Here is a 12,465-nt window from a genome sequence, read left to right as displayed (position 1 = left end):
AAATATTTAATTTAATATTGTTTATTGTGAAAAAAAACTTATAATTGTGTAATATTAACTTAAAAAGTAATTACATTATGAACAGAAGTTTTAAATTATCATTATTTAGTTTTTTTTATTTATTAGCTTTTTCCAGCTGCGACAATCAAAATGAAAATGTTGATCCAACAACTAAGGAAAAGAATGAATTAACGGTTGAAAAATTATACGATGCAGATTCAAATCTTAAAAGAGAGTTTGGAAAAGCGTTAGTAAAATCGTTAAATGAAAGTAAAGCGTTGCGAGATTTAATTAAAAGTGAATCTTTAAAAATGTTTGATAATGATTATGATGTATTGTATCAAACTATTAAAGATGAGAAATTAGAGAATAATATAACGGTACGACAAAGTTTAATTAAAAATTTGGGTAGTGAAGCTCTTTTAAATCAAATAGAAATTAATAATCCAACATTGACAATTTTTGTTCCTGAATTACCGGAGAATTCTTTTTCTGCTGAAATATGGGATACTCAAACTCAAATTCCGGCAGTTGCAATTAGACTTACTACTTCAAATGATGTTCCTGTTATTAATCAAGATGGTTCTGAAGAAATTATTGAAGCAAAATATACTCCTGCTTTTCCAGTAATTGTATTAAAAAACAACGAAAGAATAGTTTCTAATAACATTTCTAATAATAAAAATATAAAAACTAGTTTGGTTAGTCGAGTTAATGGTGTAGAGTATAAATTTTTAGATGATTGTTTTGATAAATCTAAGAATTCTAAAAATGGGTTTTTAAGGACAGTTAGTTCGGCAGTATTAGATCCAAAAGTTATTACGGCTTATAATACATACACGGGATCAAATGTTGATGGCTGGCAACGAGATTATATTTATTATAATATAACGCCAGGAACGCCTAAGGGGCCATTCAAATATGACTTTCAAGAGACTATTACGTCTTTTTCATTGCAAGGAAATCCAACTGCGGCTTACAATACAATTGCAGATCAAACGGGGGATCCAACATTAGGTGAAAAGGCACTTGGTAATTCAACAGGTAATATTTTATCAGGTGGCTCGTGGACTGGTGGGAATTTTGAATTTAAAATACGCACTATTGTTAATGGTAAAAATGGTATTGGTAGTGAAATAATAAAATATTTTACTGCAACAGGAAATGATTTATTTGATTGTACTTTTATAAGAGGTGAAAGAACTGGGTTTGGTCATTATTTTTATTACAGACAAATTAATAGTTTGAAAAATGTTAATTTAAATATTCCAATTTTTAATTGGGATTTGGATCAATATGCATCTACAATTAAAATAGATATTGAGGAGGTGGATCTTACTGAAACAACTATTTTAACCGAATCAAGAAGTGTTGAGTTTGCATCTAATTTTAGTGTAGAAGCAAGTGGCAGTTTTTTTGGTGAATTAGTAAAAGTTGGTCTTAAATATGGTACAAGTCAAAAAGTTGTTAAAACAAGTACTGTTCAAAGAACCTTCACCCAAGGAAATGATATGCTTGGTGATGTAATAGTTAATTTTGCTGATAATGTTATTATAGGAACTACGGGAACCGCTTATACAACTAGACAATATAATTCTGGTTTGTATTCTATAAGTGTTGAGCCAACAAGAGTTCAATAAATTTATATTTTTAGATAAAACCTTCCTGATCCAGGAAGGTTTTTTTTATTTGTACTTGTTATGGTTTTGAAAATTAATTACTTAAAAAAGTAGGTTAAAGATAAATCTTTATATTTGTATAAGAATATTCTGTTTTTTATTGTTGTTTTTGTTCATTAATTTTAAATTTATAGAAATGAGAAAAATTACTTTATCAATTGTAACATGCATGGTATTTGTATTTGCGAATGCGCAATCAACCAGATTTGGAGTAAAAGGAGGTTTGAATATTTCAAATTTTACGGGTTATCAGGAAGATGTTAAATCCTTAGCCGGTTTTCATATTGGGGGATTTGCAGAAATAAAAGTTTCGAAAAAATTTGCAATTCAACCTGAGTTTTTGTTTTCTACACAAGGTACTACTGTTGAAGGGTATGATGGAGATTCGAATACCAATGTCAAACTCAATTATTTAAACATTCCGGTTTTAGCTAAATATTATATTACAGATGCTTTTAGTGTCGAAGCCGGGCCACAGATTGGGCTTTTATTATCAGCTAAAAGTAGAGGCGAAGACATTGGTGATTTGTATAAATCGTCAGACTTTGGTCTTAATCTAGGTTTGGGGTATAATTTTACAGAAGATCTTTCTGTAGGTTTTCGTTATACCATTGGGCTTTCTGATATCGCAGATGTTCCTGATGATTACGATGATTATCCTGATTTCTATAATGCAAGCTTTAAAAACAGCAATTTTGCCTTATCATTAGCCTATAAATTTTAAAATTTACAACGACATAATTTTATAAACCTTCCTGATTCAGGAAGGTTTTTTTATGTCTAAAAATGTTTTTACTTTGTAAGTATGAATTGGAACCGATACATCAAAGATTATCAATCGTATTTAAGGATCGAAAGAGGACTGTCTAAAAACACTATCGAAAATTATGGTTTTGATATCGAACGATTGTGTCTTTTTTTAGAAACCAATCAAATTGAAGTTTCTCCTTTAAAAATTAATGACGAAACGATTCAGCAATTTATATATGCTGTTGCTAAAGAAGTTAATCCGCGTTCGCAAGCCCGGATTATTTCAGGCTTAAAAAGTTTTTTTAATTACCTGGTTTTTGAAGATTACAGAAATGACAATCCGCTGGAATTAATCGAAACACCAAAGACAGGCCGTAAATTACCCGATACTTTATCGGTACAAGAAATTGATGCGCTTATTGCGGCTATTGATTTAAGTTCTAATGAAGGCGAACGAAATCGAGCCATGTTAGAAACTTTATACGGTTGCGGACTTAGGGTTTCGGAACTGGTTTCGCTCAAAATTTCCGATTTGTTTTTTGATGAAGGGTTTATAAAAATCACCGGAAAAGGAAACAAAGAGCGTTTTGTGCCTATTGGGAAATTGACTCAAAAATACATACAGATTTATCACAAAGAAGTTCGCGTAAATCTAACGATAAAAAAAGGTCACGAAGATACTTTGTTCCTGAACCGAAGAGGTAACCAGCTTACTCGTGCCATGATTTTTACGATTATCAAAGATCTGGCAGTAAAAATAAATTTGCATAAAAGTATTAGTCCGCATACTTTGAGGCATTCGTTTGCTACTCATTTACTTGAAAATGGAGCCGATTTAAGATCGATTCAATTAATGTTGGGACATGAGTCTATCACAACTACTGAAATTTATGTGCATCTGGATCGAAGTTTTCTAAAAGAAGTAATGCATTCTTATCATCCTCGAAAATAATTTTTTTGCGATGACCAGTTATTTTAAGTGAAAATTTAATATATTGTGATGTATTTTCTACTAAAGGCAGATAAGATCGATAAACAGCGCTTTTATTGTGTTAAATGTTATTTTGATCACTAAATTTAAGTAAAATAAGTAGCGTATGGTTTTTGATTTATATGGAAATGAGGACTGCTTAGAGGTGAATAATTTTTATAAGAAGTTATTTGCAGAAATGCCTGATTTGCTTTTTCAGTTTGTCATTGATTGTGATAACAATTATTCTTTTCCACTTGTCAGTAAATCTGCTGATGAAATTTTTGAGCTTACCGCCGAAATGTTTTCAAGTGATCCAAAACTCATTATTTACGATAGAATTTTCCCTCAGGATCGTGATTTCTTTTTTGATTCCTTAGTCAAAGCGCGAAGAGAAGTAAAGCCGTGGGAGATTGAATTTAGGGCTGTTCTTCCGAAAAAAGGATTGCGTTGGTTTAAAATTTCTTCTAAAACCGAATTATCTCCTTCAGATGGTTGTGTTAGTTTTTACGGTCATGTCTCTGATATTACAGAACTAAAAGATAAGGAAGAAAAACTGCGGATATCCGAAGAGCGTTTTCAATTCGCTTTAGACGCATCAACTGCCGGAATCTGGGATTGGGATATGGTGACCAATAATGTTTTTTATTCTTCTTTATCGCTTAAAATTCTGGAACTCGAATCGACTGATATTTTTGATGATCCGGAACGCTGGGATAAAATTGTGCATCCTGATGATTTGCCTAAATATTATTCGGATATTCAGGAACACTTTGATAATAAGATTCCGTATTACGAAAATTACCATCGTGTCATGACGTCGAGCGGTAATTATAAATGGATTCTCGATCGCGGAAAAGTGATCAAAAGGGATGAAAACGGAAAACCATTACGTGTTATTGGTACGCATACCGATGTTTCTTTGCAAAAGGAAAAAGAGTTAGAACTTTTAAAAACCATGAAATTATACAGCGATCAAAATAGCCGACTGGTGAATTTTTCGCATATCGTTTCGCATAACTTAAATACGCAAGCCGGCAATATAAAATCGATTTTGGACTTTATTGATGCTGATATCGAAAGACAAACTGTCAATGAAATGCTAGAGCATTTAAGAACCGTTTCTAACGATTTGAATGATACAATTTCAAATTTAACTCAGATTGTAAAAACGCAAAGCAACATCAATATTGCTGTTGTACCATTGAAGCTTTGCGAATATATTGACAAAACAATCTCGACTATTAAAGGATTTGATAAACAAAAGAATGTTACGATAATAAATAACGTTCCGAAGTATTTGACGATTAATTTTAATCCGGCTTATATGGAAAGTGTTTTGTTGAATTTTGCCACAAATGCAATAAAATATGCCCATCCGGATCGGGACCCTGTTATTGTGTTTGATTTTTCGATTGAACCCGAAGGACATAAATCCTTAAAAATTACAGATAACGGATTAGGTATCGATTTGAATGTATACGGTGATTTATTATTTGGCATGTATAAAACATTTCATAAACACCAGGAAGCCCGCGGAATTGGTTTATACATAACCAGAAATCAAATTGAAGCTATGAAAGGGACTATTTCTGTTGAAAGTGAGGTTGGAGTAGGGACTAGTTTTAAAATCATCTTTAACGATGTTTAAAATCCTAAATTGATATAAATAATAAAGGCTATCTGTAGAAGATAGCCTTTATTATTTTATAGAGTTTCGAGATTACTTCGCAATATTAACTGCTCTTGTTTCTCTAATTACAGTAACTTTTACCTGACCTGGATAAGTCATTTCAGTTTGAATTTTTTGTGAAATTTCGAAAGATAAGTTTGCTGCGTTATCATCAGAAACTTTTTCGCTTTCTACAATTACACGAAGTTCTCTACCAGCCTGAATTGCGTATGCATTTTTTACACCGCTGAAACCGTAAGCTACTTCTTCAAGATCTTTCAAACGTTGAATGTAAGAATCTAAAACCTGACGTCTTGCACCTGGTCTTGCTCCTGAAATAGCATCACAAACCTGAACAATAGGAGAAAGTAATGATTTCATTTCGATCTCGTCGTGGTGAGCTCCAATGGCGTTACAAACTTCTTCTTTTTCACCATATTTCTCCGCCCATTGCATACCTAACAATGCGTGAGGTAAATCACTTTCGGTATCCGGTACTTTACCAATATCATGTAGTAAACCTGCTCTTTTTGCCAGTTTTACGTTAAGCCCTAATTCGGCTGCCATGATACCACAAAGTTTAGAAACTTCTCTTGAGTGTTGTAATAAGTTTTGTCCGTAAGAAGAACGGTATTTCATTCTACCCACTACTTTTATCAATTCTGGATGTAAACCGTGAATTCCTAAGTCAATAACCGTACGTTTACCAACTTCGATAATTTCATCATCGATTTGTTTAGCCGTTTTAGCCACAACTTCTTCAATTCTTGCCGGGTGAATACGTCCGTCAGTTACCAATTTGTGCAATGACAAACGTGCAATTTCTCTACGAACCGGATCAAAACAAGAAAGAATAATAGCTTCCGGTGTATCGTCAACAATGATTTCTACTCCCGTTGCAGCTTCAAGCGCTCTAATGTTACGACCTTCACGACCAATAATTCTACCTTTTACATCATCAGATTCAATGTTGAAAACTGATACGCAATTCTCAACTGCTTCTTCAGTTCCAACTCTTTGAATAGTGTTGATGATGATTTTCTTAGCTTCTTGTTGCGCTGTAAGTTTTGCCTCTTCAATAGTGTCCTGAATATGAGACATTGCTTTACTCTTAGCTTCAGCTTTTAAGCCTTCAACCAATTGTTCTTTTGCTTCTTCGGCAGAAAGCCCTGAAATTACTTCAAGTTGTTGCAGTTGACTTTTGTGTAATTTGTCAACTTCAGCTTGTTTTTTATCTAAAACTTCAATTTTGTTATTGTACTCGTTTGTTTTAGCTTCAAAATCGTCGTTAACTTTTTTGGCTTTAGAAAGTTCGTTAGAAATTTGAGATTCTTTATCGCGAACTCTTTTTTCTACTTCGGCTACTTTTTTATCTCTGGCTAAAATTACTTGTTCGTGCTCAGATTTTAATTCAATGAATTTTTCTTTTGCCTGAAGAATTTTATCTTTTTTAATGTTTTCGGCTTCTAAATTAGCATCTTTTAAAATTGAAGAAGCTTCTTTTTTTGCGTTCTTGATTAGATTAGAAATATTGCTTTTTTCGATAATTTTAGCGATTGCAAAACCTGCCGCAATCCCTATAATACCTGAAATAATGATCGTTATTATGTCCATGTTTGTTAAAATTTATATATAAAAAAAGCCTACATTAATTGCTTGAATAAACTCGTAAAGACAAGTTTTGAGCTAACTCACTGTTCAAGTTTCCTTGCCGAAGCATGGCATACTATAGTAGCGAAGATTCACTCACTTTAATTTGTTAGTGTTGAGTTTACCAATTGTGAACTAATGTAGGCAGTATCTTAGTTTCTGTAAAGAACGTTTAATTTTCGAGATATTGATCTAATAGCGAATTTAATCTTTTAATTCTTTCGATGGTTTCTTCGCCATCGATTGCGTTATCAATTTGTTTTTGTTCTACTTGTGATGCAAATTGCAAGGCACACATAGCCAGAACATCTTGTTTGTCACGAACCGCGTAACTTTCTTCGAATTGCTTGATCATAGCATCAATTTTTTTTGAAGCACTCCTAAGTCCTTCTTCCTGAGTAGGTTCTACCGTTAATGGGTAAACTCTGTCTGCAATTGATATTTTAATTCTTAGCTTTCCGTCCATGTCTTTCTAGTCTGATAGTTGTGCTATACAGTAATCAATTTCGCGAATTAATGAATTTATTTTAAGCTTTGTCTCTCTCTTGTTATTGTCGCTGCCGAGCAACGAATTGGCTATTTTAAGTGTTTCATATTGCTTTTTCAAAGCGTCCATTTCTTCAGATTGTTTCTGGATAATTTGCGCAGCTTTGGCTAGTTCTAATCGTAATACCTGATTATTTTTTTCTAGAGCTTTTGACTTCTCAAAAAGCTTTTCGACTTTATATTCAAGAGTATCAATTATTTCTGCAATTACACTCATTGTAAATCCTATTCATTACTTAATCATACAAAGTTAGTATTCCTTTTTATTAATGCAATTTTTTATCGATTTTTTTACATTAAAAATAACCAATTAAATGAAATTCAATCAATTGTATTTTTGTAGCTTTTTACTCGGTTTTGGCCTCTTATTTTTTTATCTTAGCAAAAATGTTGCTTATGAAATTCTCACTACTTGCCCTGTTTTTTTGCCCTTTTATTTTTGCTCAAACGCAATATCCAAAGAATGATTTCCGCGCACCGCTTGATATCCCGATGCAGCTTTCCGGTAATTTTGGAGAGTTAAGGCCCAATCATTTTCATGCAGGTTTCGATTTAAAAACAAATCAAAGAGAAGGATTAAGTGTACACGCAATTGCTGACGGATATGTTTCAAGAATAAAAATTTCGACTTTTGGAAACGGAAAATGTATTTATATTACGCATTCAAATGGGTATACTTCAGTTTATGGACATTTACAAACTCCTGTTGGTGAAATTCTGGATTATGTAAAAAAAACGCATTATAAAGAAAAAGCTTATGAAATCGAAATGTTTCTTAAGCCAAACGAATTGCCTGTTACAAAAGGGCAAATAATTGGACTTTCCGGAAATACAGGTTCATCTGAAGGGCCACATTTGCATTTTGAAATTCGCGATAGTAAAACAGAATTTGTGATCAATCCGATGTTTTTTGGATTTGATAAAGATATTAAGGATACTAAAAAACCTACGCTTTCTGGTTTGTATGTTTATCCTTTAGACAATGCAACGGTGAATCAGTCGAAACAGCCTTTGTTGGTGAATATGACGCTTCAAAAAGACGGAACTTATCTGGCAGGAAAAGTAAAAACAAACGGAAAAATTGGTTTTGGAATTAATGCTGTTGATACCGATGATGTTTCTCATAACAAAAACGGTGTTTTTAATGTTTCCAGTTTTTTAAACGGAAATCAAAATTACAATTATCAGTTTAATACCTATTCGTTTGACGAAATGCGTTACATCAATGCCTTTATTGATTATTCGCGATATAAAAAGACAAGTCAGCGTGTTCAGAAACTTTTCATGAAAACGCCTTTTGCATTAAGTATTGTTAAAACAGATTCAGAACGTGGTATAATTTCGGCTCAGCCAAATCTGGCTTCTACTTACAGAATTGAAGTTTCTGATTTTTACGGAAATCAAAATTCAATTACAGTTCCAATTGAGTATGATACCGCAACACCGCTTGTGCAGGCAGAACCTGTTACGTCAAAATTTTTTATTAAATATAATAAGGACTCCAATTTCGAGAAAGATAATATGTCGGTTTTCTTTCCTGCAGGAACTTTCTACGAAGATTTTAATATGAATTTTGATGTAAAAAATAACCGAATTTACATTCATGATGATACCGTTCCGGTACATTCAAACTTTACCATTACTATTAAGGACAGTACTTATCCTGAATCTTTGCGTGATAAATTGTATATCGGGAAAGGTACAAGTTATAACGGAACCATTAGAAAAGGGGATACTTTTACTGCAAAAGCTAAGATATTGGGCCAATACGGTTTGGTTCTCGATACAATTGCTCCAGTCATAAAAATTACAAAACCTGTTGAGGGAAAATGGATCAGCGACCAGAAAAAAATCGATTTTACAACTAGCGATGCTGCATCCGGCATAAAATCTTATAATGGATATCTGAACGGAAAATGGGTTTTATTTGAATATGAAAATAAAGCCAGAAGAATTACGCATACTTTTGATAATGAATTTTTGCTGGAAGGAGAAAACGATTTAAAAATAGAAGTGATTGATAATGTGGGTAATTCTGCTATCTTTGAAACTCGTTTTTTTAGAAGTCAACCAAAATAAAACCAAAGCGATTGAACCATAATAAGCAACTATTCGTTTTTCTTTTTTTATGTATTACGTGTTTTTCATTTGCTCAAAATGCTCATGTTAAAGGTGTTATTTTAGATGATCGTAATCGTCCTGTTCCAGATGTGAATATTACCTCTTTGGGTATTACAAAACAATCTGATGCCAATGGATTTTTTGAAATCAATGTACCTTCAAATAAAAAAACTTCACTGATTTTTACTCATATTTCATTAAAAATGATGAGTCTTACGGTGAGTTTAAAACCTAATGAAGTTTTTGTTTTTAATCCCGTTATGAGCAGTTCAGAAGAGCAAATGGGGGAAGTTTTTGTTTCTACTAAAAATAGAAAACGCGTTCAGGGAATTGCTACTGTTGATGCGGCTACCATTAAGAAAATTCCGGGAGCAAACGCAGGAATCGAAAATATTCTAAAAACATTACCGGGAGTAAATTCCAACAATGAGCTCAGTACACAATATGCGGTTCGTGGTGGTAATTACGACGAAAATTTAGTGTATGTAAACGAAGTCGAAGTTTATCGTCCGTTTTTAATTCGTTCCGGACAACAAGAAGGATTGAGTTTTACCAATACCGATTTGGTTCAGAATGTTGATTTTTCGGCAGGAGGATTTCAGGCTAAATTTGGCGATAAATTATCCTCGGTTTTGGATATTACGTATAGAAAACCAACTCAGTTTGGTGCTTCGCTAGAAGCTAGTTTATTGGGCGGAAGCATTTCTGTTGATGCCGTTTCTAAAAATAAAAAATGGTCAGCGGTGACTGGTGTTCGTTATCGAAACAATAGTTTACTCGTAAATAGTCAGGATACACAAACCAATTATACACCAACTTTCGCTGATATTCAGACGAATGTAAATTATGATATTTCGGATAAGTGGCAGGTGAGTTTTTTGGGAAATATATCTCAGAATAAATATCTGTATGAACCATTAACGCGCGAAACAAAATTTGGAACAATAGATCAGCCCATGTCACTGGCGGTGTATTACGAAGGAAAAGAACGCGATCAATACGATACCTATTTTGGGGCTTTAAAAACAACTTATAAGGTTTCGCCAAGTTTAACTTTAAAATTTATCGGCTCGCTGTTTCATACAAAAGAGGAGGAGCATTTTGATATTTTGGCACAATATCGTTTAGGAAATGTGGGCGAGGAAGGGTCGACTCAAGTAGATTTTACAAGAGGAATTGGTTCGCAGCTCAATCACGCCAGAAACGATCTTGATGCGTTGATCGCAAATGCAGAAATTAAAGGGTTTAAGGAATGGAAAAATGACAGTCAGTTAGAGTTTGGTTTAAAATATACCAGAGAATCTATTCGCGACAGAATTGTAGAATGGGAAATGATCGATTCGGCTGGATTTTCTATTAATCCTCCAATTGTTATTTTGCCTAAAAATAATCAACCGTATCAACCTTATACAGGACCGCTTTTGCCTTATCAGGATGTTCGAGCTACCAATTTTAATACGATCAACAGGATTTCGGGTTACGCCCAATACAATAAAAAATCAGAACTGGGATCTAATCAGGTTTGGTATAATATAGGAGCTCGTTTCCAGAGTTGGGATGTTTCCGGTGCGGCCGTTGAAGGAAAAAATCAGATTGTTTTTAGTCCGCGTGCTCAGTTTGCCATTAAACCGGATTGGGATATGGATATGGTTTTCAGACTTTCGGGAGGATTGTATCATCAGCCGCCTTTTTACAGAGAACTTCGTGATCTGGATGGCGTTGTGAATCCGAATGTAAAAGCACAGGAATCTGTACATATTGTTTTGAGTAATGATTATAATTTCAAGATGTGGAACCGCCCTTTTAAATGGGTAACGGAATTGTATTATAAATCACTTTCTGATGTCAATGTATATTCGATCGATAATGTGAGAATTCGTTATGTCGCCAATAATAATGCAAAAGCGTACGCGCAAGGTCTTGATTTTAGGTTGAACGGAGAATTTGTTCCGGGAACTGAATCGTGGATCAGTTTTGGGTATTTAAGAACTGAAGAGAATTATGCAGATAAAGGATATATCGCCAGACCAACGGATCAGCGTTTGAAATTTGCAATGTTGTTTCAGGATTATATGCCTAATATTCCGAGTGTGAAATTATATCTTAATCTGGTTTACAATACAGGTTTGCCAGGTGGAGCTCCGGCATATTCAGATCCGTATTTGTATCAAAACCGATTGAATGATTATCGTAGAGTAGATGTTGGTTTTGCTAAAGTTTTTGTAGATAGCAGCACAAAAGTAGCTAAGGCAAAATGGTTGAAAAACTTTAAAGAATTATCTGTTGGAGTAGAGATTTTTAATCTTTTTAATAATCAAAATGCGATAACCAATACATGGGTTCGTGATGTGTACTCTAAAAATCAATACGCGATTCCGAATTATATGACTTCAAGAGTTTTTAATGTAAAGCTGAATGCAAGATTATGATAAATAAGCGTGAAAAAAGAAAACGAATTTTTTACGTGCCGGGAATAATATCTTTGGTTTTTATTCCGTTGTTGTGTTTGTATTCTTGGTATAAAGCAGGTGTCTTTAAGAGCGAAGGATGTATTGATATCTATTTTCCTGAAAAGTTTATTGCCAAGTCAAATTTGCAATCTATTAAAAGAAATTATCAGGTTTTTAGCTTTAATAGTTCTGAAATTTTAGAATCTAAAGGCTTAAAAAATCTTCAGGCTGTTTTAAGGAAGTTAAATCGTGAAAATGACACTATAAATGGTGTTCAGATTCATATGGGAAATAAAATGGCTTATGAAGTTTATGTTAGAATTTTGGATATTTTAGCAATTGAACAAATGCCTACTTACCAACAATATAACAATGATTTTTTTGTTTTAATGTTGCCAAAACCGAAGGCTGATAAAAATTTACGAGAAATAACTCCCATTACATGTGGTTATTGGGAAGCTAATAAAGAGTTCATCTTAAAAGAACGGAAAGAAAAGCAATTTCAATATGTTTTAGCGCTGTATAAAAAGTATTGGTATCTTTTTCTAGCTTATCTGGGAATCGTAGTTCTCAACATCTTTGCCTTAGTAAAATTCAATAAAACGAAATAATACAATCAAAAATACT

Annotated in this window: 10 protein-coding genes; 7 read left to right on the top strand and 3 right to left on the bottom strand. The window is 33.3% G+C overall.

All coding sequences use genetic code 11. The features are described 5' to 3' along the window. The first annotated feature begins 77 nt into the window (after positions 1-77). From LNP81_RS00880 to LNP81_RS00865, 4 genes are all read left to right on the top strand, one after another. A complete protein-coding gene (locus tag LNP81_RS00880) occupies positions 78-1,640 on the top strand; it encodes a hypothetical protein (protein WP_230032722.1) in 1,563 nt (520 codons plus the stop codon). 175 nt (positions 1,641-1,815) lie between these two features. After that, positions 1,816-2,403 (top strand): porin family protein, encoded by a 588-nt coding sequence (locus tag LNP81_RS00875; protein WP_230032720.1) that lies wholly within the window; start codon positions 1,816-1,818, stop codon positions 2,401-2,403. An 81-nt stretch (positions 2,404-2,484) separates the two neighbouring features. Then, complete coding sequence (xerD, locus tag LNP81_RS00870) at positions 2,485-3,381, top strand: site-specific tyrosine recombinase XerD (RefSeq protein ID WP_230032718.1); 897 nt, start codon at positions 2,485-2,487, stop codon at positions 3,379-3,381. A 145-nt stretch (positions 3,382-3,526) separates the two neighbouring features. Beyond that, on the top strand, positions 3,527-5,050 hold the full coding sequence (locus tag LNP81_RS00865; RefSeq protein WP_230032716.1) for a sensor histidine kinase: 1,524 nt from the start codon (positions 3,527-3,529) through the stop codon (positions 5,048-5,050). 72 nt (positions 5,051-5,122) lie between these two features. Here the strand turns inward: LNP81_RS00865 and rny are convergent, their stop codons facing one another. The 3 genes from rny to LNP81_RS00850 all read right to left on the bottom strand — a co-directional run bounded on the left by rny (position 5,123) and on the right by LNP81_RS00850 (position 7,484). After that, positions 5,123-6,685, bottom strand: a complete 1,563-nt coding sequence (gene rny / locus LNP81_RS00860; RefSeq protein WP_055091880.1) for a ribonuclease Y — start codon at positions 6,683-6,685, stop codon at positions 5,123-5,125. Positions 6,686-6,893: 208 nt separating this feature from the next. Continuing rightward, positions 6,894-7,187 carry a cell division protein ZapA gene (locus tag LNP81_RS00855; protein ID WP_041516860.1) on the bottom strand — a complete coding sequence of 98 codons (294 nt, stop codon included), beginning with the start codon at positions 7,185-7,187 and terminating at the stop codon, positions 6,894-6,896. A 6-nt stretch (positions 7,188-7,193) separates the two neighbouring features. Then, positions 7,194-7,484, bottom strand: a complete 291-nt coding sequence (locus LNP81_RS00850) for a hypothetical protein (protein ID WP_230032712.1) — start codon at positions 7,482-7,484, stop codon at positions 7,194-7,196. Positions 7,485-7,663: 179 nt separating this feature from the next. On the opposite strand from LNP81_RS00850, the gene LNP81_RS00845 reads away from it, so the two are divergent. Genes LNP81_RS00845 through LNP81_RS00835 form a run of 3 tightly spaced genes read left to right on the top strand, consistent with a single transcriptional unit; the run spans position 7,664 to position 12,449 of the window. Next, positions 7,664-9,346, top strand: a complete 1,683-nt coding sequence (locus LNP81_RS00845; RefSeq protein ID WP_230032710.1) for a M23 family metallopeptidase — start codon at positions 7,664-7,666, stop codon at positions 9,344-9,346. A gap of 11 nt (positions 9,347-9,357) precedes the next feature. Beyond that, positions 9,358-11,817, top strand: coding sequence for a TonB-dependent receptor (locus tag LNP81_RS00840; RefSeq protein WP_230032708.1), 2,460 nt, complete (start codon positions 9,358-9,360; stop codon positions 11,815-11,817). Then, on the top strand, positions 11,814-12,449 hold the full coding sequence (locus tag LNP81_RS00835) for a hypothetical protein (RefSeq protein WP_230032706.1): 636 nt from the start codon (positions 11,814-11,816) through the stop codon (positions 12,447-12,449). The genes LNP81_RS00840 and LNP81_RS00835 overlap by 4 nt, the downstream gene beginning before the upstream one ends. Positions 12,450-12,465: the final 16 nt, after the last annotated feature.

It is taken from the genome of Flavobacterium piscisymbiosum (assembly GCF_020905295.1).
GTDB classification, from domain to species: Bacteria; Bacteroidota; Bacteroidia; order Flavobacteriales; family Flavobacteriaceae; genus Flavobacterium; species Flavobacterium piscisymbiosum.
The sequence above is the reverse complement of the archived record's forward strand: the minus strand, read 5'-3'. Positions and strand labels throughout refer to the sequence as shown.